This window comes from Sphingobacteriales bacterium, assembly GCA_016711285.1.
Taxonomy (GTDB): Bacteria; Bacteroidota; Bacteroidia; order Chitinophagales; family UBA2359; genus JADJTG01.
Genome location: JADJTG010000015.1, coordinates 1 through 23498, shown reverse-complemented (window position 1 = coordinate 23498; position 23498 = coordinate 1). Strand labels below are relative to the sequence as shown.

34 protein-coding genes, 2 tRNA genes and 5 pseudogenes are annotated in these 23498 nt (G+C 44.3%); 33 read left to right on the top strand and 8 right to left on the bottom strand.

Going from position 1 to position 23498, the window contains the following annotated elements:
* Positions 1–94: 94 nt before the first annotated feature.
* The 7 genes and pseudogenes from IPL35_15175 to IPL35_15145 all read left to right on the top strand — a co-directional run bounded on the left by IPL35_15175 (position 95) and on the right by IPL35_15145 (position 4828).
* On the top strand, positions 95–496 hold the full coding sequence (locus IPL35_15175; protein ID MBK8444658.1) for a hypothetical protein: 402 nt from the start codon (positions 95–97) through the stop codon (positions 494–496).
* Positions 454–1293, top strand: a complete 840-nt coding sequence (locus IPL35_15170; protein MBK8444657.1) for a hypothetical protein — start codon at positions 454–456, stop codon at positions 1291–1293. Before IPL35_15175 ends, IPL35_15170 begins: the two co-directional genes overlap by 43 nt.
* 95 nt (positions 1294–1388) lie before the next feature.
* Positions 1389–2885 (top strand): T9SS type A sorting domain-containing protein, encoded by a 1497-nt coding sequence (locus IPL35_15165; GenBank protein ID MBK8444656.1) that lies wholly within the window; start codon positions 1389–1391, stop codon positions 2883–2885.
* Between the two features lie 101 nt (positions 2886–2986).
* The gene (locus tag IPL35_15160) at positions 2987–3598 is read left to right on the top strand and encodes a transferase hexapeptide repeat family protein (protein ID MBK8444655.1); all 612 of its coding nucleotides are present in this window, start codon (positions 2987–2989) and stop codon (positions 3596–3598) included.
* A gap of 171 nt (positions 3599–3769) precedes the next feature.
* A pseudogene (locus IPL35_15155) lies at positions 3770–4476 on the top strand (SDR family oxidoreductase).
* 136 nt (positions 4477–4612) lie between these two features.
* Positions 4613–4684, top strand: a tRNA-OTHER gene (locus tag IPL35_15150).
* A gap of 58 nt (positions 4685–4742) precedes the next feature.
* Positions 4743–4828: transfer RNA gene (locus IPL35_15145), tRNA-Leu, on the top strand.
* Between the two features lie 137 nt (positions 4829–4965).
* Here the strand turns inward: IPL35_15145 and IPL35_15140 are convergent.
* A complete protein-coding gene (locus IPL35_15140; protein MBK8444654.1) occupies positions 4966–5493 on the bottom strand; it encodes a hypothetical protein in 528 nt (175 codons plus the stop codon).
* 136 nt (positions 5494–5629) lie between these two features.
* On the opposite strand from IPL35_15140, the gene IPL35_15135 reads away from it, so the two are divergent.
* The 5 genes from IPL35_15135 (at position 5630) to IPL35_15115 (ending at position 9188) form a co-directional block, all read left to right on the top strand.
* A complete protein-coding gene (locus IPL35_15135) occupies positions 5630–7600 on the top strand; it encodes a glycosyltransferase (GenBank protein ID MBK8444653.1) in 1971 nt (656 codons plus the stop codon).
* 125 nt (positions 7601–7725) lie between these two features.
* Entirely contained in the window at positions 7726–8304 is a 579-nt protein-coding gene (locus tag IPL35_15130) for a methyltransferase domain-containing protein (protein ID MBK8444652.1), read from the top strand.
* Positions 8305–8393: 89 nt separating this feature from the next.
* Positions 8394–8645, top strand: a complete 252-nt coding sequence (locus IPL35_15125; GenBank protein ID MBK8444651.1) for a hypothetical protein — start codon at positions 8394–8396, stop codon at positions 8643–8645.
* Positions 8608–8763, top strand: coding sequence for a hypothetical protein (locus IPL35_15120; protein MBK8444650.1), 156 nt, complete (start codon positions 8608–8610; stop codon positions 8761–8763). The genes IPL35_15125 and IPL35_15120 overlap by 38 nt, the downstream gene beginning before the upstream one ends.
* Positions 8709–9188, top strand: coding sequence for a hypothetical protein (locus IPL35_15115; GenBank protein MBK8444649.1), 480 nt, complete (start codon positions 8709–8711; stop codon positions 9186–9188). The genes IPL35_15120 and IPL35_15115 overlap by 55 nt, the downstream gene beginning before the upstream one ends.
* A 34-nt stretch (positions 9189–9222) precedes the next feature.
* On the opposite strand, the gene IPL35_15110 is transcribed toward IPL35_15115, so the two are convergent.
* Both IPL35_15110 and IPL35_15105 read right to left on the bottom strand, forming a co-directional pair.
* On the bottom strand, positions 9223–9627 hold the full coding sequence (locus IPL35_15110) for a hypothetical protein (protein MBK8444648.1): 405 nt from the start codon (positions 9625–9627) through the stop codon (positions 9223–9225).
* Positions 9628–9717: 90 nt separating this feature from the next.
* Entirely contained in the window at positions 9718–10185 is a 468-nt protein-coding gene (locus IPL35_15105; protein MBK8444647.1) for a UbiA family prenyltransferase, read from the bottom strand.
* Between the two features lie 120 nt (positions 10186–10305).
* Here IPL35_15105 and IPL35_15100 point away from each other — a divergent pair.
* Positions 10306–11338, top strand: a pseudogene (locus tag IPL35_15100) (rhodanese-related sulfurtransferase).
* A gap of 179 nt (positions 11339–11517) precedes the next feature.
* Here IPL35_15100 and vanZ read toward each other — a convergent pair.
* Positions 11518–11862 carry a VanZ family protein gene (gene vanZ / locus IPL35_15095; protein MBK8444646.1) on the bottom strand — a complete coding sequence of 115 codons (345 nt, stop codon included), beginning with the start codon at positions 11860–11862 and terminating at the stop codon, positions 11518–11520.
* Positions 11863–11923: 61 nt separating this feature from the next.
* Positions 11924–12304 (bottom strand): glycine cleavage system protein GcvH, encoded by a 381-nt coding sequence (gcvH, locus tag IPL35_15090; GenBank protein MBK8444645.1) that lies wholly within the window; start codon positions 12302–12304, stop codon positions 11924–11926.
* A gap of 120 nt (positions 12305–12424) precedes the next feature.
* Between gcvH and IPL35_15085 the strand changes: the two genes are divergently transcribed.
* The 4 genes and pseudogenes from IPL35_15085 to IPL35_15070 all read left to right on the top strand — a co-directional run bounded on the left by IPL35_15085 (position 12425) and on the right by IPL35_15070 (position 15328).
* Positions 12425–12985 carry a DUF1697 domain-containing protein gene (locus IPL35_15085; protein ID MBK8444644.1) on the top strand — a complete coding sequence of 187 codons (561 nt, stop codon included), beginning with the start codon at positions 12425–12427 and terminating at the stop codon, positions 12983–12985.
* 247 nt (positions 12986–13232) lie between these two features.
* Positions 13233–14482 (top strand): annotated as a pseudogene (locus IPL35_15080) (NAD(P)/FAD-dependent oxidoreductase).
* Between the two features lie 381 nt (positions 14483–14863).
* Positions 14864–15073 carry a hypothetical protein gene (locus IPL35_15075; GenBank protein MBK8444643.1) on the top strand — a complete coding sequence of 70 codons (210 nt, stop codon included), beginning with the start codon at positions 14864–14866 and terminating at the stop codon, positions 15071–15073.
* A pseudogene (locus tag IPL35_15070) lies at positions 15073–15328 on the top strand (type II toxin-antitoxin system RelE/ParE family toxin). Before IPL35_15075 ends, IPL35_15070 begins: the two are co-directional and overlap by 1 nt.
* A 127-nt stretch (positions 15329–15455) precedes the next feature.
* Here IPL35_15070 and IPL35_15065 read toward each other — a convergent pair.
* Positions 15456–15716 (bottom strand): annotated as a pseudogene (locus IPL35_15065) (hypothetical protein).
* 394 nt (positions 15717–16110) lie between these two features.
* Here IPL35_15065 and IPL35_15060 point away from each other — a divergent pair.
* The 5 genes from IPL35_15060 to IPL35_15040 all read left to right on the top strand — a co-directional run bounded on the left by IPL35_15060 (position 16111) and on the right by IPL35_15040 (position 17676).
* The gene (locus IPL35_15060) at positions 16111–16254 is read left to right on the top strand and encodes a hypothetical protein (GenBank protein ID MBK8444642.1); all 144 of its coding nucleotides are present in this window, start codon (positions 16111–16113) and stop codon (positions 16252–16254) included.
* Positions 16255–16266: 12 nt separating this feature from the next.
* Positions 16267–16587 carry a hypothetical protein gene (locus tag IPL35_15055; protein MBK8444641.1) on the top strand — a complete coding sequence of 107 codons (321 nt, stop codon included), beginning with the start codon at positions 16267–16269 and terminating at the stop codon, positions 16585–16587.
* A 142-nt stretch (positions 16588–16729) separates the two neighbouring features.
* The gene (locus tag IPL35_15050) at positions 16730–16957 is read left to right on the top strand and encodes a hypothetical protein (protein MBK8444640.1); all 228 of its coding nucleotides are present in this window, start codon (positions 16730–16732) and stop codon (positions 16955–16957) included.
* Between the two features lie 196 nt (positions 16958–17153).
* Positions 17154–17513, top strand: a complete 360-nt coding sequence (locus tag IPL35_15045; protein ID MBK8444639.1) for a hypothetical protein — start codon at positions 17154–17156, stop codon at positions 17511–17513.
* A complete protein-coding gene (locus tag IPL35_15040) occupies positions 17422–17676 on the top strand; it encodes a hypothetical protein (protein ID MBK8444638.1) in 255 nt (84 codons plus the stop codon). Before IPL35_15045 ends, IPL35_15040 begins: the two co-directional genes overlap by 92 nt.
* On the opposite strand, the gene IPL35_15035 is transcribed toward IPL35_15040, so the two are convergent.
* Both IPL35_15035 and IPL35_15030 read right to left on the bottom strand, forming a co-directional pair.
* On the bottom strand, positions 17664–18017 hold the full coding sequence (locus tag IPL35_15035; protein ID MBK8444637.1) for a hypothetical protein: 354 nt from the start codon (positions 18015–18017) through the stop codon (positions 17664–17666). The two genes, IPL35_15040 and IPL35_15035, sit on opposite strands and share 13 nt — an antisense overlap.
* A gap of 24 nt (positions 18018–18041) precedes the next feature.
* The gene (locus IPL35_15030; protein MBK8444636.1) at positions 18042–18542 is read right to left on the bottom strand and encodes a hypothetical protein; all 501 of its coding nucleotides are present in this window, start codon (positions 18540–18542) and stop codon (positions 18042–18044) included.
* 424 nt (positions 18543–18966) lie between these two features.
* On the opposite strand from IPL35_15030, the gene IPL35_15025 reads away from it, so the two are divergent.
* The 11 genes from IPL35_15025 (at position 18967) to IPL35_14975 (ending at position 23306) form a co-directional block, all read left to right on the top strand.
* Positions 18967–19161: a hypothetical protein gene (locus tag IPL35_15025; GenBank protein ID MBK8444635.1), complete on the top strand. Its 195-nt coding sequence runs from the start codon at positions 18967–18969 to the stop codon at positions 19159–19161.
* 12 nt (positions 19162–19173) lie between these two features.
* Positions 19174–19590 carry a hypothetical protein gene (locus IPL35_15020; GenBank protein ID MBK8444634.1) on the top strand — a complete coding sequence of 139 codons (417 nt, stop codon included), beginning with the start codon at positions 19174–19176 and terminating at the stop codon, positions 19588–19590.
* Positions 19591–19683: 93 nt separating this feature from the next.
* A complete protein-coding gene (locus IPL35_15015) occupies positions 19684–19977 on the top strand; it encodes a hypothetical protein (protein ID MBK8444633.1) in 294 nt (97 codons plus the stop codon).
* A 52-nt stretch (positions 19978–20029) separates the two neighbouring features.
* Complete coding sequence (locus tag IPL35_15010) at positions 20030–20224, top strand: hypothetical protein (protein ID MBK8444632.1); 195 nt, start codon at positions 20030–20032, stop codon at positions 20222–20224.
* An 83-nt stretch (positions 20225–20307) separates the two neighbouring features.
* On the top strand, positions 20308–20598 hold the full coding sequence (locus IPL35_15005; protein MBK8444631.1) for a hypothetical protein: 291 nt from the start codon (positions 20308–20310) through the stop codon (positions 20596–20598).
* Positions 20599–20702: 104 nt separating this feature from the next.
* Positions 20703–21113, top strand: coding sequence for a hypothetical protein (locus IPL35_15000; protein ID MBK8444630.1), 411 nt, complete (start codon positions 20703–20705; stop codon positions 21111–21113).
* Between the two features lie 344 nt (positions 21114–21457).
* Positions 21458–21718 carry a hypothetical protein gene (locus IPL35_14995; GenBank protein ID MBK8444629.1) on the top strand — a complete coding sequence of 87 codons (261 nt, stop codon included), beginning with the start codon at positions 21458–21460 and terminating at the stop codon, positions 21716–21718.
* Between the two features lie 358 nt (positions 21719–22076).
* Entirely contained in the window at positions 22077–22328 is a 252-nt protein-coding gene (locus tag IPL35_14990) for a hypothetical protein (protein MBK8444628.1), read from the top strand.
* A gap of 59 nt (positions 22329–22387) precedes the next feature.
* The gene (locus tag IPL35_14985) at positions 22388–22546 is read left to right on the top strand and encodes a hypothetical protein (GenBank protein ID MBK8444627.1); all 159 of its coding nucleotides are present in this window, start codon (positions 22388–22390) and stop codon (positions 22544–22546) included.
* Between the two features lie 304 nt (positions 22547–22850).
* Entirely contained in the window at positions 22851–22997 is a 147-nt protein-coding gene (locus IPL35_14980; protein ID MBK8444626.1) for a hypothetical protein, read from the top strand.
* Between the two features lie 114 nt (positions 22998–23111).
* Complete coding sequence (locus IPL35_14975; protein ID MBK8444625.1) at positions 23112–23306, top strand: hypothetical protein; 195 nt, start codon at positions 23112–23114, stop codon at positions 23304–23306.
* The last annotated feature ends 192 nt before the right edge of the window (positions 23307–23498 follow it).

Genomic DNA, 23498 nt, shown 5'->3' with positions numbered 1-23498 from the left:
TTTGAATATTACAGATAGATGTGTTAATTTTTAGTTACAAATTGATGATATTCTTTAATCTATTGATTTTAACTAAAAAAAATCCACTTTTTTTATGAAAACTTTATGGTGTTTTTGCTGCTTGGTCTGTTTTCCTTTGTATATGCAGGCACAACTAATTTGGGAGCAGGACTTGGAAATGCCGCTCGGTGATTTTGAAAAAACCAATATTCAGGAAACGGCAAGCGGCGGCTATTTTATCAATGGTGCGGGCAAAATAAATGACAGCACTCACCTATTTATGATGAAATTAGATGCAGAAGGGAACAAATTGTGGCAGCGCACTTATCCATTGCCGATGCAGCCTGCCTATGATACCCTCAACTATGGCACACGCGCTTTTTGCACCTACGAAGACAGCATATTGCTGCAAGCCGTCATTTATCAACCCGACAGCACCTTTCTGCTTTACACTTGGCTGTGCGATGCTCAGGGAAATATTGTGAACCAAAAGTAGAGCAGAAAGAGGAGATAAACGAATATGATTATTTCTATGGTCATTATGGTTTCGGCGGTTTATACACACTAAAACCCTTTGTTTATGATCAACCTGTGCCGTATAATGCCGTAAAAACAATAAATGGTTTTTATAAAGCAACGGAAGATGACGGTTTTATTCAATTACAAAAATTAGATGTAGAAGGCAATATTATATGGAAAAATGCCTTTCCTTTTGAAAGCACCCTGCAAAGTTTACAATCAATTGACGATTATTACTTGATGATTAATGGGAAAATAAAGCAAGGCGACCAATGGCAATCTATCACCATTAAATACAACAGTGAGGGAGAAATGCTGTATTGGGAAAAAGAACATACCAACGCTGCTGCAGACTGCGGATATTTTTATAAATTAAAAGGCTCACCCTATGCTCAAGTATTTAATAACGGAGTATTTTATTATATAAATTATGAATATGGATATTGCGATAAAAAATTCGGTGGCGGTGCTGCACCAATAGGCACCTATGAATATATTGATTATGAAAAAGATTATACTATTTTGAGTAATGGAACAGCACTCATGGGCGTAGAAACACAGGTAGCAAAATATCATAATATTTGGAGTACTCCTTTGGGGATTTTGGGTACCATAGGCGGCTCTTATACTTTCGGCAATTATTTTAAGGGAAACGGAAAAATTTTGTACTGCCGCCGTTCCAAAGACATTTCAAATATCATGGAAATAGATGTGCGTAATACGATAGTAGATCCCATTGTCATTGCCTGCTCCCTTACGATAAATATAAAATAGCCACCGATAGTGTAGTCGTAAGTACCATTCCGCTTTCTGCCAATACCGATTCCCTTAATTTTACTTACTACGGTTGGCGTTTTTCTGAAAAAGTAGTGTTAGACAGCATCTATATTCAAAATGATTACCCCAACAGCAATAATATTTATATACACTTGCTCCAACACAACGAAATTGATAATGTCAATCGTTCTGATGAGATGATTTTTAAACCTTTGCGCCACATTTTAACGATTAATGAGCTACCTGACGGGATTTATACAGTTTCGGTGTTGGATAATGGAATACCAATAAAAACCTTTTCGCTCAATACCAACGAAGTGCCTACACCCCCTCCTGTTACTGCTGCTCATGCTGTTTATCAGTCTGCTCCCAATGTATTTGAATATTGTAAAGGCAGCCCCGCTGACACGCTTTATGCACAAGGCGAAAATATTAAATGGTATAAATTGGGTTCTTTTAACGCTTATGAAATTTTGGCTGAGGGAAATATGTATGTCCCTGCTTCCAATGTACAAGAGATTTATGTGTCACAAACAGTTGGCGGCTGGGAAAGCGACAAAATGAAAATAACATTAAAAGAAATGAACTTGTCGGGTCCTCTGGGCGATTTAAATGGTCAATACCAAGTAAATTGTAAAACTGTACTTATGTACAGAACAGGCAATGAAATAAATATTTATAATCCGCCTCCGGGCATTTGTTCTTATGATGGTATCCAAGTAAAAAGTTATGATATATACAGAAATAATGAACTTTATAAAATACATGAAGGCTGTGGATTGAGTTCTACAATAACACCGATAGCGGTAGAAGAAACAGGTACTTATCACTTGGTAATACATGTAGAAAATGAATACGGTTGCAAGGCAGATGAAATTACAAGCTCTGTTACTATCAATAATCTTCCGCCCGAAAATGTAGCAGATTCTTATTCTTTATGCGAAAATAATGCAGAAATAACCGTAATAGGTGAAAATATAGAATGGTATGAAACTGAACCCGAACCAGATCTTCAAGGCAATGCTCAGATCATTAATAAAATCGCCGAAGGAAATACTTTTACTGTTCCGCACACAGGGTCTTACGGTGTGTCGCGCACGATGAACGGAATGCAAAGCTTACCTTGCTTTTTTACAGCTACACTTCAATCGCCGAATTACGACCCCTTCAACCCCAACGACTGTTATAAGCAGCAGCTCGCCGATATAGCAGCAGGTGGCGTAAGCAGCATAGGAAATATATCAATAGGCGATGCAGCAGTTACTTTTCCGCCCAGTGCACCGAACTACGCCGACATGACCAAAGAAGATGGCGGCGGCAAACAAGGTTCGCTTGCCTCTGTTCCTACTTCTCGTCGATTTTCCATAGTCCCCAATCCGGTGGAAGATGTTGCAATATTGCGCCTGCCTGCCGATATGGAGGTGGAACTTCGTTTGTGGTCGGCAGCAGGAAAATTGTTGTGGGAGCAACAAAAAGCGGCAGATGGCGAACGCATAACAATGGCAGATTTAGCGGCGGGCGTATATTATGTGGAGTTGCGCTCGGCGAGCGGCGTATATAGTATGAAATTAGTGAAAATTGACAAGTAGCTGCTGCCACAACAGAATTTTTTTCTTGTGGGCGGATATAAAATTTTATAGGCACACAGCCAAAATAGCTGTATTTTGGTCGTTGAATATAAAGTTATTGTATGATTTATGAATTTAAAGGCTTTATTCCCGTAGTCCACGAAACGGCATTTGTACACCCGCAAGCTGTAGTTACGGGCAATGTCATCATCGGAAAGCACGTCTATATTGGACCCGGAGCAGCCTTGCGCGGCGATTGGGGCGAAATCGTCATCGAAGACGGCTGCAATGTGCAGGAAAATTGCACCATTCACATGTTTCCGGGTGTATGTGTGCACCTGCGCGAAGCGGCTCATATCGGACACGGAGCTATTATTCATGGTGCCCACATCTGTCGCAACTGCTTGGTGGGAATGAATGCCGTATTGATGGATAATGTAGTACTCGGCGACGAAAGCATCGTGGGGGCTTTGTCTTTTGTAGCAGCCGACACCATCGTTCCTTCGCGTAGTTTGTTAGTGGGCAATCCGGCGCGTATCATCAAGCAGGTCAGCAATGAAATGCTCGCGTGGAAATCCGCCGGCACTGCCCTTTATCAGCAATTGCCGCAGGAGTGCCGCGAATCATTGCGCCCTTGCGAACCCCTGCGCGAAATGCCGCTCAACCGTCCGCCGCAAGAAAAACTCTATCATACTTGGAACAACATCAAGCCGCCCACATCACAACAACCATAAAAAGGAACACTGTGCTTTTTTTTATTTTTTTTAAAAAGCATTCAAACGGGATATTTTTATAAAAATTTCAATAATATTTATTGGCAGTTCGCCGCAGTTCAGCCTTTTTTGATTTTTTATTCATCAAACAATAGTAAGATTTTTTTAAAACACACACAACAGATTGATTATATGAAAAACATTGTCATCAGTGGAGCTACTTTCGGTATCGGAAGAGCCATTGCCGAAAAATTTGCCGCCGAAGGATTTAATATCGCCATTTGTGCTCGCAACAGTGCTGCTTTACAAGCCATGCAAGCGCGTATGAAAACTCAATATCCGGCGGTGCATACCTTCACTTTCAAAGCCGATTTGTCGCAAAAAACACAAGTAAATGATTTCGCAGCTTTTGTGTTGCAACACTTTTCGCATATTGATATATTGGTGAATAATGTAGGTGTATTTATCCCCGGCAGCCTGATTGCCGAAGCCGAAGGCGTTTTTGAACAGCAAATGCAAACCAATTTATATAGTGCATATCATCTCACAAGAGCCTTGTTGCCGGCGGTATTGCGCAGCACACAAAAGCCACATATTTTTAATATCTGCTCTACTGCCAGCATTGTACCTTATCTCAACGGCGGCTCGTATTGCATCAGCAAATACGCCCTTTTGGGGTTTTCAAAAGTATTGCGCGAAGAACTCAAAAGCAAGCAGGTGCGTGTAACGGCTGTGCTGCCCGGAGCCACACTCACCCAGTCGTGGGAGGGTACGGAAGCCCCGACGAGCGTTTTATGCCCGCCGAAGATGTGGCACAGGCTCTTTGGAACACCTATCAACTTTCGGAACGCACCGTAGTGGAAGAAATATTGATGCGCCCGCAATTAGGAGATTTTTAAATAAAGAGGTCAAAAATTTTTTTGAAAATTTTTTTGAAAAAATTTGGAGATGTAAAATCAAATGCCTTATCTTTGTGTCGCTTTTAAACAGTAGGGCAATGGTTACAGGTTGCTGTCCTTGTTAAGCTGTACATCAGCAGAAGTAGCTCAGTTGGTAGAGCATAACCTTGCTAGGTTAGGGTCGCGAGTTCGAGTCTCGTCTTCTGCTCTCAAGATGACCCGCCTATCTTTTATATGAGGGCGGGTTTTTTTCTGAAAAGCACGATGCCCAGGTGGTGGAATCGGTAGACACGCAGGACTTAAAATCCTGTGACACTTAAATGTCGTGCGGGTTCAAGTCCCGCCCCGGGTATTTTTTTAAAAGCAAAAGCGGCTGCAAACACTTGCAGCCGCTTTTTTTATTTCCGACCAAATATGTTTTTTTTCTTGACAAAGAGGCGGTGTCGTCATTTAAAATAAATGATGAACAAAAATCGCATTTTTATCGCCTTATTGCAGCCGCACCGAAGCCAATAGTTTTTCTATTTCCTGCTCGTGAAAATTGCGGCGGTCTGCCCATATCCATATCAAAATGCGGTAGCGGTGTTGTTTGCCCTCCACAAAGTAAAAATAATAGCGGATAGTCTGTTGCAAGTCTTTTTTTTCTGTACCCACCGTACCTTCCACTTCGCAGCGCAGGGTGGGGTGGGGCTGCTGCTGCACCACCCGCAAAGGTGATGCCGCCGGCTCAAAAAGATGCGTTTTGAGGTCAGTGACTTCATTTTGGGCAAGGGTGGTGAGGCTGCTGTCGGCGGCAGAATGAAGCGGAAAACTGTCCACGACCATATAAAAATTGCGAAAAAAATTCACAAACTGCAAGGGCGACTTATCGCTGAGTTCGGTGGTTTTTTCTATATAGGGCGGCACTTGAAAAGCAAGTTCGCCGCCGAATTGTTGTGGCTGCCAAGGTTGATGCTCGTAAGAGCAAGCCGCCCAAGCTCCACAAAGCAGCAGTACAAAAATTATTCTACAAAACATAAATATATATTTTTTCCGTACCTCAAAAGTAAAACCTCTTTTCTTGTAAATAAAGAAAATTTGGCAATAGTTGTTTTTTACAACCTCAGAAAGAAATGCTTGCCCCAAGTTGTGTATATTTGCCACAGTTTTTTGTATGGCACTGTCACACGCTTTCACGATAGATTTAGAAGATTGGTATCACGGCATAGAGCTGGAACTCAACGAGTGGAAAGGCAAAGAGCAACGATTGCGCAAGGGTTTAGACCCCCTCTTGCAACTCTTAGACGATACGAACACCAAGGCTACCTTTTTTTGTTTGGGTTGGATAGGCAAGCACTATCCCGACCTCATCAGAACGCTGCACCGCAACGGACACGAAATTGCTTCACACAGCTATTGGCACAAAAAAGTGTATAGCCAGAATAGGGCAGCATTTGAAGAGGACGTAAAAATGTGCAACGGCGTATTCTCCGACCTCACCGGCGAGGCAGTGCGCGGCTTTCGCGCTCCTTTTTTTTCCGTCACACGGCAATCGCTGTGGGCTTTGGAAGTGCTCAAACAACAGGGCTACGACTACGATTGTTCTATATCGCCGATAGTGACGTGGCGGTATGGTATTGAGGGCGCACCCGAAAATTTATATTATCTCCGCGATGTAGATTTGTGGGAATATGGCTTATCCACCACTTCTTTTTTTTGGAAAAAATGGGCGATAGGCGGTGCGTATTTTCGTATTTTTCCTTATTTTATATTTAAAAAAGGCTTTGCTGCCCTACAAAAACAACAGCAAAGCGGTATGTATTATTGCCACCCCTGGGAATACGACCCCGAACACCCCTATTTGCCGCAAATGGAATGGAAAGCAAAACTCACCCACTACACAGGGCTGAAAAAATGCTGCCGCGCACCCGACAAATGCTGCAAAATTTTCATTTACTACGGTCGCTGCGCTGATCGGGCAACAACAACATTTAAAAACAAGTCGCTCCATATCCCTGCATTGATGCCAAAAACCAAAATTATGCAAACGATGACGTGGATGGCTCCGGGTGGCGGTGTGGACATCAACGTGTATGCCACCATCAAGGAACTGCGCCACAAATACGATTTTTCGGTGGGCGTGGGCAATACCATCGTCCACAACGAATTTGAAGATTTGCCCGAAATTCCCATTCATCAATGTCCGCACTTGGGCAGAGAAATCAGATTATGGAAAGATATACGCTCCATTTATTTTTTTTATCGCTTGTTTAAAAAAGAAAAAACAGACATTGTTTATACCCACGAAGCAAAAGCAAGCGTAATTACACGCGTGGCGGCGTGGTTAGCAGGTGTTCCGGTGATTATTTTTGGATTAGAGGGCGTTACTTTCAACGACCCGATGTCGGAGGCAAAACGCAAGTTTTATATATATGTAGAAAAACTCACGATATGGATGAATGATTTTATTGTGCCGGTAGGTAGCGATGCCATTTATCATTATCACAAACATGGCTTGGGCAATCGTATTCCGTATCAGATTATCCGCAGTGGCATAGACGAAACAAAATTTGTTCTTTCCAACGCCGCCCAAGTGCGCCGCGCGCGCCGCCATCAACTCGGTATTGCCGATGATGAAGTGCTGCTGACTATGGTGGGGCGTTTTGCGGTAGGAAAAAACCACCGTGAGTTGCTCGCTATTTTGGCAGAAGTGCTGCCCCATGCTCTGCATACCAAAATGCTCTTTGTGGGCGATGGCGAAGAAATGGAGAATTGCAAACAACTGGCGCACCGCTTGGGCATCTCCGAAAAAGTTGTTTTTTACGGTCATTCCACCGAAGTACCCGAATGGCTCTATGCCTCGGATATTTTTGTGTTTGCGTCTTTGCGCGAAGGGCTGCCGCGCGTGGTGGTGGAGGCGGGTTATACGCGCCTGCCAGTTATTTGCTACGAAGTAGAGGGTGCACGCGAACTCATAACAGACGGCGAAAGCGGATTTATTGTAGAAAAGAAACCGCCCGCAATATTTAGAAAAACTGCTGCTGCTTATCCAAAAACCCGCACTGCGCCTGCAATTCGGTACAAAATTATTGGAGTGGGTGGCACAGGAATATACCAAAGAACGAATGATTGCAAATTTAGATGAACTTTTCAGCCGTTTGGCGGCAGGTATTAAAAAGTAATAAAAAAGCTCCCTGATGAACGGTAAACTGTATATAAATTCTGCTTTATCGTATATCTTTGCAGCCAACTTATTTATTTTTTTTTGTTATGAACCAAAACAGTCAAGACGTAAAAAAATTTTTTCACGGCTATGCACGCGGCTTTGATGCAATTTACGGACATACCGACACGCGTGGCACTGTAGGCAAACTCATCGATAAGTATTTGCGCCGCACTATGTTTTTGCGCTTTCGCGAAGTGCTTAAAGAAACCGCCAAACCCTCCATTCAAAGCGTAGTGGACGTGGGCTGCGGACCGGGCAGGTATGTGTATGAATTGTTGGAGCAAGGCAAAGAAGTATTAGCCTTGGATTTGGCGCAGGGTATGTTGGATATAGCCGGACAGGTGGCTGCACAAAGCAGTAATAAAGGAAAGGTTCGTTTTTTGTTGGGCGATTATATGGATTTAAAACTCGACAAAAAATATGATGCCGCTATTTTAACCGGTTTTTTTGATTATATAGAAAAGCCTGTATCGCTTTTGCTCAAACTCAAACAAGAAGTGAGCAAAGAAATTTATGCCAGCTTTCCGCAATCGGGGGGCTTTTTGGCGTGGCAACGTCGTATCCGCTATCGTCAGCGCAATTGCCCTTTGTATTTGTACAGCAAAATGATGTGGAGAAATTGATGAAAGAGGCGGGTTTTAGCAATTATACGATTCAGGATTTTGGGCGCGATTATTTTGTGAAAATCGTGTTGTAAAGCCGCCGCTACACGATGATAAAGCACATCAGCAGTTTACAAAATCCATTTATCAAAAATGTTCTTTTGTTGCAGGAAAAAGCGCGTGAACGGCGTTTGCAGCACAAAGCAGTGGTGGAAGGCTTGCGCGAAATAATGCTGCTCGCCACCACCGACTTGCAAATAGAACAGCTCATATTTTGCCCTGATTTTGTTGCCGAAAACGAAGCAGTCGCTTTCGCCGAAAAATATGGGGGAGCTACTTTCGGTGAGCAGCGAAGTATTTGAAAAAATCACTTATCGCGGGGCGGCGGCACAATATGTGGCGGTGGTGCGCACTGTTATTCTCCATTGCGGCAATTATCGTTGCCGCCTGCTGCTTTGGTGTTGGTGCTCGAAGCCTTAGAAAACTGGGGAAATATTGGTGCGGTATTGCGCAGTGCAGATGCAGTAGGTGCAGATGCGGTGTTGTTGTGCGATGTTGCAGGCGATTTGTACAACCCTAATCTCATACGGGCGAGTTTGGGTAGTGTATTTACTGTGCCCTTGGCGGTATGCAGCAGCGTAGAAGCCATTGATTTTTGTCGGAAACAGCAACTTCGGATTTATGCCACCCATTTAGAAGCCGCCGAGTGGTATCATCAGCAGGATTATACGGCAGCTTGTGCCCTTGTGATGGGTTCAGAAGCGTGGGGCATCAGTGCGCTGTGGCAAGAGGCTGCTGCTGCACGCATCAAAATACCGCAAAAAGGAATTGTGGACTCTATGAATGTGTCGGTGGCGGCGGCAATTATGCTCTACGAAGCCGCCCGACAGCGCGGTTTTGGATAAATATAAGTCTTACAAAAAAAATAATCCGATATTCTTATTCCCCCATCTCCAAAACGGGTAATTGTAGTACCGGCTCATTGAGTTGTATGGTGCTGCGGAAATATATCAAGTACAAAATACCAAACAACATAATTAATTTGATAATGAGGCTGATGTATTTAAAATCGGAGGATTTGTCGGCATACCACAGCAAATACACCACATACAGCAAGGGCAGTTGCAAAAAAGAAAAAACCAACACCACCGAGCGTTGCAGTTGGTAGCCCCACTCCACGCGCTGATACATAAATAGGGCTGCCACAATAAAAATAGCCAAAACCGCCGCTATCATTTTGGCAGGACGCAAACCCAGCACTAAGGGCAGCGTGCGGCAGCCGATGGCTTCGTCGCCCTGCATATCCTCCATATCTTTTACCACTTCGCGGAGCAAGGTGGTCATAAAAGCAAAAAAGCATAACCCAAAAAATATTGTAAAATAACATTGTCTTTTAAAGGCACTTCCAAAATTTCTTTCTTGAACAAGGTGGGTTCATAAGCTGCCACCATCAGCACCACCAAGGCAGTGAGCAAAGCCACGAGTATATTGCCAATCAGAAATTTTCGTTTGAAATAATTGGAATAATACCACAACAAACTCGCCGCCCCCTACATGAATAAATCCCAAACGCGGCACTCCCACGCGCACCGCCAAATAAAAACCCAAAGCAATGCCCAAAGCATTAAAAAACAAATGCCACAAGATGGCGGCGCGGCGGCTGATGCTTCTGTTGATAAAAATACGCTCCGGCTTATTGATTTCATCGGCTTGCACATCAAAATAATCGTTGATGATATAGCCCGCCGCCGCAATACATACCGTAGAAAACACCAACAAAGCAAATTCGTAGCTGCTTAAAGACAGGGTGTGTCCGGTGATGCTGTAAACAGGCTCTATAATGCAATAGTACAACAGTAATTGCGTGAGTATGATATACAATAAATTAGGAATCCGAATCAATTTTAGAAAAGGGATAAAAATATTCATATAGAAAAAATTAAAGACAAAATAGTCTTTTTTTGTTGTTGTATTTACAATTTTTTTAACTTTGCAGCGAAAATAAAAAATAATATCAACTCTATGCCTTTATATAATCGCATTGACCGCCGCTTGCTCAAAAAATATATGCAGGAAAGCCACGAAGAGCGCGTTACTTTGTCATTTTACCGCTATGTATATATCCCCGAACCGCAATCTTTGCGCGATGAGTTGTACCTTGTTTGGGAACATTTTGGCGTAATGGGGCGCGTATATATCGCCACCGAAGGCATCAACGGACAAATTTCTGTGCCCAAAGAGCATTATGACGAGTTTAAAGCCGAGTTGTATGCCCGCGAAACATTTAATAATATGCGCTTGAATATTGCAGTAGAAGCACAGGCAAAATCATTTTTTAAATTAAAAATACAGGTAAAATACAAAATTGTAGCCGATGGTTTGTCGGACGACACTTTTGATGCTTCCAAATGCGGTACGCACCTCAACGCCGCCGCTTTCAACGAAATGGCTGACCGCACCGACACCGTGATGGTGGATATGCGCAACCACTACGAAAGTGAAGTGGGACATTTTAAAGGTGCAATATTACCCGATGTGGATACTTTCCGCGAGTCGCTGCCCCTGATTAAAGATATGCTGCAAGCCCACCGCGACAAAAACATTCTGCTCTATTGTACCGGAGGTATTCGCTGCGAAAAAGCAAGTGCCTACTTCAAACACGAAGGTTTTGAAAAAGTGTATCAGTTGGAGGGCGGTATCATCAAATACGCGCAAGATGCACACACAGGGTTTGGAAAATAAATTTATCGGTAAAAACTTTGTGTTTGACGAACGCTTGGGCGAACGCATTTCTTCTGATGTTATCGCACATTGTCACCAGTGCGGCAGCCCCTGCGATGCCCACACCAACTGCGTGAACGAGGCTTGTCATCTGCTCTTCATTCAATGCGATGCCTGCCGCGCTAAATTCGACGGCTGCTGCTCGCACCATTGTCAGGATTTTATCCGCCTGCCCGAAGAAGAACAACGCCACCTACGCAAAACCGGCATACGCGAAGTGCGCAATGTATTTCGCAAAGGGCGTGCCGAGCATTTACTGCACAACGAAGATTAACTTTTCGGTAGTGCTTAGTTTTGAATGATGAGTTATTAGTTAAGTATATCATTTTTAATGATTTGTATCGTTGATCATCATTCAATATTTAACACTATCAACTTTTTAATAAAAGTAAGAATAAAATTATTTTTCTTTCAACAACAACTTTTACAAAGCTAAAAGTTGTTGTTGAAACTTTATTTTTGTAAAGAAGGTAACAGCAATAGCAGCAGCCCCAAAGAAATGCCCAAGCCGTTGGCGATTAAATCAATTACATCAAACTGCCGCCCCTGCAAAAAAGCCCCTTGTATAATTTCTATCACAAAACCACCTGCAAAAATACCCGCTATCACTTTTTTTATTAGTGGTGCAGAAGGATTTTTTCCGTAAAAACGCCTGTGTTCTATGATAAATGCTGCCATCAAAACGGCATAAAACATCAAATGGATAAATTTATCTATAAAATCAAAATCAAGCAACGACAGGCGCGGCAGGGCGTTGGAGGGCAAAACAGAAAGAAAGACAATGAGATATGCCCACATTGCCGTAAAACGATAAGGAACTAACATAATAAGAAGAAAAAATACAAAAGCGAGGCACCAACTAAGAAACCGCAGCTTCGTAAGCGGCAGCATCTAAGAGTGCATCTACCTGTGCAGGGTCGCTGATTTGTATTTTTATCATCCACGCCTCGCCGTAGGGGTCTTTATTGACGGCTTCGGGGTTGTCGTTGAGGGCGGTATTGATTTCAATAATTTTTCCCGACACCGGCATATATAAATCCGACACTGTTTTTACGGCTTCTATCGTGCCGAAAATATCGTTTTGCTCAAGGGTTTGCTCGAGCGTTTCAATTTCTACATACACGATGTCGCCCAATTCGCGCTGGGCAAAATCGGTGATGCCTACAACGGCGATATTGCCATTTTCAAGGCGAAGCCATTCGTGGTCTTTGGTATAGCGCAAATCGCTGGGAAACTGCATAGGATAAGATTGCAATATTGTTTTAGTGCCTCAAAGATAGTGTTTTTCTGTGGTATGCCGATTTTGTTGTGCAGAGTTTGTCAATTTTTGCCGTATTTTGTACAAATTTTTTTTTCTTGTATGCACAAGGTTACTTATATTGCTTTGTTGCGAGGTATTAATATCGGCAAACGCCGCGTAAAAATGGAGGCACTCAAAAATATTTTTGCGGCGATGGGTTTGGAGCAGGTGCGCACCTATATCCAAAGCGGAAATGTGGTGTTTCAAGCGCAGCCCCTGCCAGAAGTTTCCGAATTAGAAGCCGCTATCGCTTACAAGCTCCACCAAGAACTCGGTTTTCCGGTGCCGGTTTTGTTGCGCACTGCCGCCGCGTGGCAAAGCATCATCACACAAAATCCCTTCATCATCGCCGAGCCTCACTTAGAAACGACACATTTACACGCCACTTTTTTGCAGCAAATGCCCGCGCCCGCCCTCTGGCAACAACTTCAACAACAAAGTGCGGTGCATTTTGAAAATACTCCCGACCGTTGGCAAGCCGCCGAAAATATGCTTTATTTGTATTGCCCGCAGCCTTATCATCAAACGCCTTTTTCGCCGGCTTTTTTGGAAAAACATTTAAAAGTTGCCACTTCTACACGCAACTGGAACACAGTGCTGGCATTGAAAAAGATGTTGTAAAAATGAATGATTATTAGGTAATGATTGATTTTTAATTATAAATAACAAATGAAATAACTAATTTAACATCAATATTTTATAAAAATAAATAGTATAAATTAATTCTGCTCGTGTATTTATTCTTTCAATTAAAAGTTGAAAATATTTTTTGGGGGTTAAAAAATTTATGCTGTTTTTTTATTTTGATAAGGCTCAAAGTTGGGAATTTCTTTTTTTTATCATCATCAAAATTTTTATATTTATAATTTTGAAAAAATGTATCGTAATCGGCGGCGGTGCGGCAGGATTTTTTGCTGCTATTGCGTTGGCGGAGCATAGCGACTGGCAAGTGACCATCGTGGAGCGCGGGCGCGAAGTGCTTCAGAAAGTGAAAATTTCGGGCGGCGGCAGGTGCAATGTCACCAATGCCCTGAGCGACCCCGCTTTGCTCGTACAGCATTATCCGCGCGGCGCACGCGAGTTGTTGAGCGTATTTCGGCGTTTTGGCACAGACCAAACGCGCCAATGGTACGAAGCACACGGCGTAGCCCTCAAAACCGAAGCAGATGGCAGGGTGTTTCCGCATAGCAACCGTTCGCAAAGCATTGTGGATTGTTTGGTGAATAGTGCGCTGCAAGCGGGTGTGCAAATACGCACACAACATTCGGTGGAGCAGATTACAGCACCGACCGCGCCGCAGACAGATTGGAAAATACAACTTCAAAACGGCGAAATATTAACCGCCTCCGCCCTTATTGTAGCGGGCGGCAGCAGCGAGCGTTTATGGCAACTGCTGGCACAATTAGGGCATCGTATTGTTGAGCCTGTGCCTTCTTTGTTCACTTTTTCCATTGCCGCATCACCTTTCAGCGATTTGTCGGGCATCAGCGTGCAGCAAGTACAAGTGTGGCTCAAAAACGCTGTCGTTTCTTCTTCTGCCAAAACGAAGCCTCACCCGCAAGAAGGGGCTTTGCTTTTTACGCACAAAGGCGTGAGCGGTCCGCGGTATTGCGGCTGTCGGCGTGGGAAGCTCGCACCTTGCACGCCCTGCAATATCGCGGCGTGTTGTGCATCAATTTTTTGCCCGCTTTGTCGGCGGAAGCGACCCTGCAGCATTTGCAGCACTACAAACAACAATACGCCAAAAAACAAATCACCGCATCATCTCCTTTTGAGGCGTTGGCGTTGCGATTGTGGCAGCGACTGTGCGCCATGGCGGATATAGATGAACGGTTGCAGTGGGCAAATTTGCCGAAGCAGCATCTGCATCGTTTGGTGGGGCTGCTGCGGCAAATGGAATTGGATATTTCGGGCAAAAATACTTTTAAAGAAGAATTTGTGACCTGTGGGGGAGTGGCTTTGGAGGAGGTAAACTTTAAAACGCTGCAGAAGCCGCCTGCACCCGACTTTGTATTTTGCGGGTGAAATATTGGATATAGATGCCATTACGGAGGGTTCAATTTTCAGGCGGCCTGGGCAACGGCTTTTATAGCGGGAACAGCTTTGGCGAAGACGTAGGAAGTAGGGTTGGCGATAGTTCTTGTAAAGTTTCGCTGTGCTTTTTTGTCCATTTAATATGGTATTTTATAGACAATTTGACTAACTTTGTGCCTTTAAATTCGGATAATAGCGAAGAATATAAAAAAACTCCGTGAAGAACGGAGATGGATGCAAAAGGAAGTCGCCAACGCAGTTGGGGGGTATCCTTCCAACTATTCCAAAATGGAAAAGGGCGAAAGAGAATTTGAAAGTGGAAGACAAAACCGCTAATAAAAAAGTACAGTTGATTTCTCAACTGGATGAAGAAGATAAAAACGCAGTCTGTCGCATTATGTATGCTCACTAAAAACAAGTTTCAGACTTTCTTTGAACAAAACATTGCAGTAAAATAATTTTGATATGCTTACAATACATCCGCAATACATCACAGACAACGAAGGTAAAAAAATATCTGTGGTACTTTCTTTAAAGGATTTTAAAGCCATTATGGAAGAATTAGAAGAGTTGGAAGATATAAAGCTTTATGACGAAGCCAAAAAATCCAATGAGCCTTCTATCCCTATTGATGATGCCTTTAAAATGATTGAAGCTAAACGTAAAGCGAAGTAATGGCTTATAATGTAGTCTTAAAAAAACAAGCCATTAAAGCTCTTGAAAAAATCAATGAGCCGTATTATTCCAATATCAAGGAAGCTATTTACAGCCTTGCCGATAATCCAAGACCATCAGGATATAAAAAAGCTAAAAGGCAGAGATGCTTATCGTATCCGTGTGGCTGATTACCGCATTATCTACGATATTTTTGATGATGTCCTTTTGGTAGATGTCATTGACCTTGGACATAGAAAAGATATTTATGAGTAAAGATAAAAGCCCCGAATCGGGGCTTTATCGGGAGTGTAAAATAAACTGTGTCAATTTTTTATAACTTTCTGATTATCAATATCAAAATTTGGCTTTAGCATAGTTTAATTTACACTCTCCTTTTATCTTATAATATTTCTTCAACTATACCTTCTCCCATTGGTTCAACACCTTCACTAAAAACAAACCGTTTACCTGTTTCAAAATCTTCTCCTAAGTATTTTCTACTGATAAAGGTTATATTGACTTGCCCTTCTTCTCCGTACAAAATTCATCTCTATCAATTAAATCTATCTTTCCCGATGTTTTCATTTCATCAATGAAATTAAAACATAGGTCTGTAGCCACTTTGGAAAGGTGTTTTACGGCTACCTTTATATAATTTGATATTTGCTTTTACCTAACCACGGGCTAAAATTTACTGGTGTACCTTTTAATAAATAATTTATTACTTGAATCTACTATTCATAACTAAGTGCTTCCAACAGGAAAACCTGAATGCCGTAGGCGTAAAATCATTGTAGAAAAAATGATACCCAAAAATCCAAATCCCTTTTGGGGTAAAATCTGCTTAATCTGTATTTTTAGCTGCAAATAAATAACAATAAAAAACCGGATAATTCGGATAAAAATACACGAGAGCGAATGATTTCTTATTAAATGCACATAATAAAACCAGCATAATTAAGTTTATATAGCACCGCAAAACAATTTTAAATCACTTAATAACAACAAAAATAATCCGATGAAAAAAAATACTTTTTGTACTGTTTTATATAGTTATGGCGGTTTCTCTGTCGGCGCAAAGCCCCTGCGACACCGCCGAAATACGCCAATTGTTCAGGAAATATGCCTCTTATCGGCTTATCCATAATTTTGACCAAGCTACTACTGAAGCCTATAGCGATGTAATAAAAAATAATTAATTTAGACTCCGATTGCTTTATGGCGGCAATCAAGATTTTCATTCAGAAGAATATCCGGATCTCCAAGAGTCTTTGTATGGGGCGTTTATAATAGGAAAAAATGAAAAAGGCAATGTGGAAGAAATGCAGAAACTCATAGAATTGTATATGCTCAACAGACCCAACCACCTGCCCTTAATAGAGCGAAGCTCTTACCTCACCGAAAAAACAAAACAAATGGCTTTTGAACGCCTGTTGCCGCGTTTGAGCCAAAAAGAAGAAATAGGGTCAAACATAGATTTGCTATCGTTTATGAATGATAAGGAGGTGATACCGATTTGCAGGCAAAAATAGACTATGCCGAATCAGAATACTACAATAAAATATTGCCCAATACTCCACCAAACCCGACACAATACTCGATAGCGTAGAATATTATGAATTTCAGTTAGATTCCGTAGGATACTATTACCAATACAACACCGTACCCCATAAATTGATAGCACCCAACGAGAAACTGATTTTGGCAAATATGGGCAATGAGCAATATGAGCAGGAATGGATAGCAGCACTGCGTGAAGATGGACCTTGTAAGGCATCGCGCTACGACAACGAAAGATATTTTAAATGCCTGAGAACGCGCAAATGTATAGAGTTGTTATTGGAGTTTTTAGACACAGAGGATATGGAAAATCGCGGCTGTAGTCTTCGCGTAAAGGGGTAACATAACGTATGCAGAAGATCACGAGTACCGCTGTGCTTATGATGCAGCCTCGATTTTATCGGAAATGGTGGAGGGTTTTCCTGAGTTTCGGAAGATATGAGAATACGTTTGGATTTTACGAAGCAATGGTTTGCCGAACACCCCGATTATGTCATTATCAAATGATGATCTTTCAACTTACACACTTTGTGGGAGAGTGTCTCCTCAGAGCTTGAGCGGCACTCCTCAGAGCTTGAGCGGCACTCCTCAGAGCTTGAGCGGCACTCCTCAGAGCTTGAGCGGCACTCCTCAGAGCTTGAGCGGCACTCCTCAGAGCTTGAGCGGCACTCCTCAGAGCTTGAGCGGCACTCCTCAGAGCTTGAGCGGCACTCCCCAGAGCTTGAGCGGCACTCCTCAGAGCTTGGTAGGCACTCCTCAGAGCTTGGTGGGCACTCCTCAGAGCTTGGTAGGGCACTCCTCAGAGCTTGGTAGGCACGCACCAATGCTTGGTGGCACGCCACCAATGCTTGGTAGGCACGCACCAATGCTTGGTGGGGCACTCCTCAGAGCTTGGTGACACTCCTCAGAGCTTGGTAGGCACTCCTCGGGCTTGGTGGGCACTCCTCAGAGCTTGGTGGGCACTCCTCAGAGCTTGGGGTAGGCACTCCTCGGGCTTGGGGCGCACTCCTCAGAGCTTGGTAGGCACTCCTCAGAGCTGGTGGCACCCTCAGACTTGGTAGGCACTCCTCAGAGCTTGGTGGGCACTCCTCGAGCTTGGTAGGCACTCCTCAGAGCTTGGTGGCACCCTCAGAGCTTGGTGGGCACTCCTCAGAGCTTGGTAGGCACTCCTCAGGCTTGGTAGGCACTCCTCAGAGCTTGGTAGGCACTCCTGAGCTTGGTGGGGCACGCACCAATGCTTGGTAGGCACGCACCAATGCTTGGTAGGCACGCACCAATGCTTGGTGGCACGCACCAATGCTTGGTAGGCACTCACCAATGCTCGGTAGGCACTCACCAATGCTCGGTAGGCACTCACCAATGCTCGGTAGGCACTCACCAATGCTCGGTAGGCACTCACCAATGCTCATTAGGCACTCCCCAATGCTCAGTAGGCACTCACCAATGCTCGGTAGGCACTCACCAATGCTCGGTAGGCACTCACCAATGCTCGGTAGGCACTCACCAATGCTCGGTAGGCACTCACCAATGCTCGGTAGGCACTCACCAATGCTCGGTAGGCCTCACCAATGCTCGGTAGGCACTCACCAATGCTCGGTAGGCACTCACCAATGCTCGGTAGGCACTCACCAATGCTCGGTAGGCACTCACCAATGCTCGGGTAGGCACGCACCAATGCTCGGTAGGCGCGCACCAATGCTCGGTAGGCACGCACCAATGCTCGGTAGGCACTCACCAATGCTCGGTAGGCACTCACCAATGCTCGGTAGGCACTCACCAATGCTCGGTAGGCACTCACCAATGCTCGGTGGGCACTCACCAATGCTCGGTAGGCACTCACCAATGCTCGGTAGGCACTCACCAATGCTCGGTAAGCACTCACCAATGCTCGGTAAGCACTCACCAATGCTCGGTAAGCACTCACCAATGGTTGGTAAGCACTCCTCAGAGCTTGAGCGTTCCAACTTTGTCAAAATTTGAGGCTTTGTCAAAGTTAAAAACTACTCCCTCAGAGCTTGAGCGTTCCAACTTTGTCAAAATTTGGAATTTGTCAAAGTTAAAAACTACTCCTCAGAGCTTGAGCGTTCCAACTTTGTCAAAATTTGAGGCTTTGTCAAAGTTAAAACTGCTCCTTACCCCCACTTACGCCCTCGAAAAGGGGAACGCACTCCCAATGCCGCACAAACAGCGTTTTTTACTTTCAAACTAAAAACCTGCATTTCCTTCCGAAAATTTCCCTGAGAAAACTTATTTTTGTGGCGGCAAGTACCCCAAACCCTTTGCCTGTTTTTTATTATGCATCTTAATTCTCGGAGCCGAAAATCATCGCCGTAACTGATTCAATATTTATTGTGCAGGCTGCTGCCGAAGCGCAATGGCGCATCACCAGGCGATTTGAGCCTCGAACAAGCCGCCGCCAAATTATCGCACCCCCTGCGGCGAAGCCGTGTTTTGATATTCATAACGAAAGTTCACCGCCGAGGAATATGTGTCGCAAAGCCGATATTGCAGTATCTTTGCTGCCCGCCACGCTAACACACTCGTAGCCGGGCGAATGTTTGGAAACACTTGGCGCACATTTGGTGACGGCTTCTTATATCACCGCCGAAGCCGCCGCTTTGGACGAAGCCTTCCGTGCCGCCGGCTTGTTGTTTATGGGCGAATTGGGATTGGATCCGGCAATTGACCAATTCGCTATTATGGAATTGCTGCACCGCCTGCGCGGGCAAGGCGCACAATTGCACGCTGTCAGTCGCTATACCCGGCACTCATCGCGCCCGAAAGCGATACCAACCTCAAAGCACTACAAGTTACTCGGGGCTCCGATGAATGGTACTCGCCGGACAGGGGCGTATCGCGCTATTTGCACGAGGGGCGATCAAATCACCTGCTATCGCCGTTTGTTTGAAAATTATTGGGTGCACCCCATTGCGGGCATCGGCGATGTGAAATTTATGCCATTCGCAATTCTTTAGGTTAAGGTGCGTTATATGGTTTGGACGGTATTGCTACTTTGTTGGTGCGCGGCACTATTCGCTATCGCGGGTATTGCGATGCGTGGAACGCCATTGAACAGTTGGGATTGGCGGAGAAGTACATTTAAGAGCCCAGATACCGCCGCACTCACTTCAGGTGCTTTTACGGCATCTTTGTGCCCGAACAATACAGCGCATTTATCCTTTGAAAAAGCAGTGGCGCAGTTGCTGGCAATTGCCCCCGATAGCGAAGTAATGCGACAATTAGAGTGGTTGGGTTTGTTTTCGGAGGAACGTACCTTTGCAACAAGCCGCTACGCCTGCGAAATTATGTGTGCGACCCTTTTGCTCCAATGGCAACTGCAAACCACGACCGCGATATGGTAGTGATGCGCGTAACGAATAGAATATACATTGGAGGGGTAAGCGGAGTAGTTTGTTGTCGTCTTTGCTGGTAAAAGGGGAAGATGAAGCACATGGCGGTGACTGCCAAAACGGAGGGTTTGCCCGCCTTTATGCTTGCAAAACGTTTGGCGCAGGGCAAGATAACATTGCGCGGAGCATATTCGTGCAAGTAGGAGGAGGTGTATATTCCGTTTTGGAGGAGTTGAAACAGCACGGCATGCTTTTGTAGAGCGGAGGAAGAAGTGAAGGAATTCAATATATCATTCAAAAAAAATTGTAACTTCACGGCTCACCTTTTATAATAAAGAAACTATGGACGAAAATGTTGTGTATGCAGGGGAGCGGTTGATATGTGCGGAAATGCAGGTCATTCTTTACTTTATTGAGTTTGTTTGCTGCCCTGCCTCGCTGCCGTTTCTATATTTATTCGTTTCGCAGCAGCCAAAGCAGCGAACAGGAGTCGTGGAAAAACTCTCACGCCGGGCTTTCCCATTTAACGCCCCTCGCTGTGTTCGGCATTACGGTAGTGTCGTTTTGACGATTTTTAATCATTATTTGAATATCAGTTGTGTGGCAACATTCTTCTTGCGATTTGCCTTTTAAATATATGTGCTTTTTTCCCTGCTTTTGGGAAGGGCAGGAGGGGAGTTTTTGTTGTAGAGTTTTTGCACGTCTGTTATTGGCGGGGGTGATAGCGGCGTGGGCGAGTGGAAACTCCCGTAATAACATTTGAAGGCGTGAGCGTGATGCAGTCTTTCTGGCTATGCTCATCGGGATTTGGCGTGTTCGGCTACAAAATCGGCGTCAGCAGTCCTTTTATTTTGATGCGCGAACAATCGCCTTCGTTGCCTTTTTTTATGAATCCCGACTATGTCGCTCATCAAAGATGGCAACTGACTCAATCCACTGCTCCAAAACTACGGTTGATTCACCCCGCCGGCGGTGCTGTTTTGGGCTTTGCGGGCAAGCACTTTCCTTTTGCTTACGGCTTGTGGCTGTTTTGGCGGCGTACTTTTGACCAAAGTTTCGTGTTGCCCACTTGCGCTGGTCGCTGGCTGGCTTATGGGGTGCTGGGCGTGGGTATTTTGATGGGGGTGCTTGGGCGCATGAATCGCTGAGTTTTGGAGGCGTTCTTTGGGCTTGGGACCCGCGTAGAAAATGCCTCATTAAGTGCCTTGGATTTTCGGCATTGCAGGTATTCATACTTTATTGGCGTATAAATATTCGGGACGCGCTGCGTACTTATATCTTTTTATTCGGCAACTTTTGGTTGGTGCTCTGTTCCACTTTTCTCACCCGAAGCGGCGTGCTCGGCTTCTCCGTACACGCTTTTACCGATTCCTGGGTATGTCAGGGCAGTTGTTGGTTTTTATGCTCTCCTTTTATTTTGTTTTCAGCTTTTATTCGGCAAGGCTGAAAAAGTTATCGCCGCCGAAGAAGAACAGACCTACTCGCGCGAGTTTTGGATGTTTGTGGGAACTTTGCTCATCAGGTATTGCTCGCTACTTTGGTTGCTATTGATGCTTCTTGGCTGTTATCAATAAAATATTCGGTACAGGGCGTGTTATCATTGACCCCCGTGAGCCACTACAACCGCTATTCTATCTGGTTTGCGGTGGGCATCGGGCTGCTGGCGGCAATGACGCAATATTCTTTATACAAAAAAGCCTCCCCGGCGTTGGTGCTGCGCTCGGTTGGCGGTCAGTGGCGGTCGATGCTTTGATAACCGCTATTGTGATGTATTTTGCCCGTTTTGAGGTTTTGCTAAGTGTGCTCGATTTTTCAATTCGGTAGAAATTCCCTTCATCGCTGCCTTTGCTGCTCTTGTTTGGTTCGTGCTTTGCCATTGTTGCTAATTTGTATTATCTGTTGGCAGTATTGAACGACAAAACTAAAAGTAGCAGGCGGATCAATAGCACTATGTGGGTTTTGGATTGATGTTGCTCGGCGTTTTGTTGTCGTCGGGATTAAAAGTGCTTTCTATCAACAATACGGTGGATTTTCAAGGTGTAAAGACTGAACAGTTTAAGCGGAAAGTATTTTTACTGCGTAAAATGTAGCCGTACAAATGGGCGTGTTGGGTGACGTATCAGCGCGACTCCATCAATCGTCCCGATACTTGTTACGAAATATTATACGAAAAAGAAAAAAAATATGGAAGATGCGGCCAAAGCGTCAGGGAAGCTGTATCCTTATGCGCAGGTAAATCCGAAAATGGGACTGCTCTCAATCCTTCCGCAAACATTATCTCCACCAAAGATATTTTTACGCATATTTCCTCCATTCCGCAGCCCGACGAAACCGAAAACGGCGAGTTGCTCAGTGAAGGATGAGATTGGCGGTGGGCGATACTTTGGTGACCACCAGCGCGCTGATTATTTTACAAAAGTAAATGCCAGCCACCCACGAACAATATTTGCCACTGCTTAATGATATTGCGGCATCGGCGATATTGGAGGTGCGCACACCGAAAAACCTATCCGCGCGAGCACTTTATTTTATTCGCAACAATACGGAAAACCGCCTCCAAGCTGGCGAAGAAAACCTTTAGGGCTTACGCTGCGCTTTGAAAGAATATTCCCCGAAAAGGAAGAAGTGCTCATAAAGCCGTTACCCGCACCAAGCCGCAGGAATATATAATAATGAAAGCCATTCAGTTTCCGCATATCAATTTGTTGTGGATTTGGGTTGTATAGTAATGGCGATAGGTTTTATGATGGAGCCTTTAGCAACAGTATGCCGAAAGTAAAGACAGCGCACTGCTCCGCTGCTTAAAGCCCGCAGTGGGCGGCGCGCGATAAAGAAAATAATATGTAGCTTTGCCTGATTTTTGACGATACATACCGCAAAAAAATATGAAATGTAAACCGCTTGCTTATCAGTCGCCTGAATACGGGGCTATGTTGGATTTGCGCTTCTTATCGCGTGTTGCGCCGCCCTTTGGGTTGGAATTTGATGAGGGAGCAGTTGGCACAGGAATGACGGAAGCTTTGGCTTTTTGACGGCGATACCCTCATCGGCTGCTTTATTTTGACCAAGAAGAAAATAGGATACTATCGCATACGGCGAGTGGCGGTAGAGCGGGGATGGCGAAGACAGGGGCATCAGCGAAAACAATGATGCTTTTTTGCAAATTATGGGCGCAAAAAGGAGCAAAAACATTGTGCTGCCACGCCCGCGAGTCAGTGGCGTTGTTTTACGACCGCCTGGGCTACGACATCATCGGCGACCTCTTTTATGAAGTGCGTATTCAGCATTATTATATGGAAAGACGCTGGAGTAAAAGGGATTGGAAAGGTGTTTTTTTATAGGGACTATTTTTGTAAAAAAGATAAACTATGTATGTGTTGTTTTTTTTAAATTTGCTTTTAATTTTAAAAAAATACTACTGTTTCCAAAGCGGTATCTCTATCACAATCATATTCCCGCCATCAGGTCGAAGCTTCTCTGCATTCAATAAACAGGTGGAGAAAATCGGCGGTTGATTCTTTTAAAAAACTTGA

Coding starts and splice junctions, on each gene's coding strand:
- IPL35_15085 (MBK8444644.1), top strand. CDS start 12,425: ATGCACAAGGTTACTTATATTGCTTTGTTGCGAGGTATTAATATCGGC.
- IPL35_15135 (MBK8444653.1), top strand. CDS start 5,630: ATGGCACTGTCACACGCTTTCACGATAGATTTAGAAGATTGGTATCAC.
- IPL35_15175 (MBK8444658.1), top strand. CDS start 95: ATGAAAACTTTATGGTGTTTTTGCTGCTTGGTCTGTTTTCCTTTGTAT.
- IPL35_15120 (MBK8444650.1), top strand. CDS start 8,608: ATGGGGGAGCTACTTTCGGTGAGCAGCGAAGTATTTGAAAAAATCACT.
- IPL35_15140 (MBK8444654.1), bottom strand. CDS start 5,493: ATGTTTTGTAGAATAATTTTTGTACTGCTGCTTTGTGGAGCTTGGGCG.
- IPL35_15005 (MBK8444631.1), top strand. CDS start 20,308: ATGGACGAAAATGTTGTGTATGCAGGGGAGCGGTTGATATGTGCGGAA.
- IPL35_15160 (MBK8444655.1), top strand. CDS start 2,987: ATGATTTATGAATTTAAAGGCTTTATTCCCGTAGTCCACGAAACGGCA.
- IPL35_15130 (MBK8444652.1), top strand. CDS start 7,726: ATGAACCAAAACAGTCAAGACGTAAAAAAATTTTTTCACGGCTATGCA.
- IPL35_15110 (MBK8444648.1), bottom strand. CDS start 9,627: ATGACCACCTTGCTCCGCGAAGTGGTAAAAGATATGGAGGATATGCAG.
- gcvH (MBK8444645.1), bottom strand. CDS start 12,304: ATGCAGTTTCCCAGCGATTTGCGCTATACCAAAGACCACGAATGGCTT.
- IPL35_15075 (MBK8444643.1), top strand. CDS start 14,864: ATGCTTACAATACATCCGCAATACATCACAGACAACGAAGGTAAAAAA.
- IPL35_15060 (MBK8444642.1), top strand. CDS start 16,111: ATGGCGGTTTCTCTGTCGGCGCAAAGCCCCTGCGACACCGCCGAAATA.
- IPL35_14985 (MBK8444627.1), top strand. CDS start 22,388: ATGCCAGCCACCCACGAACAATATTTGCCACTGCTTAATGATATTGCG.
- IPL35_14980 (MBK8444626.1), top strand. CDS start 22,851: ATGAAATGTAAACCGCTTGCTTATCAGTCGCCTGAATACGGGGCTATG.
- vanZ (MBK8444646.1), bottom strand. CDS start 11,862: ATGTGGGCATATCTCATTGTCTTTCTTTCTGTTTTGCCCTCCAACGCC.
- IPL35_14975 (MBK8444625.1), top strand. CDS start 23,112: ATGATGCTTTTTTGCAAATTATGGGCGCAAAAAGGAGCAAAAACATTG.
- IPL35_15125 (MBK8444651.1), top strand. CDS start 8,394: ATGATAAAGCACATCAGCAGTTTACAAAATCCATTTATCAAAAATGTT.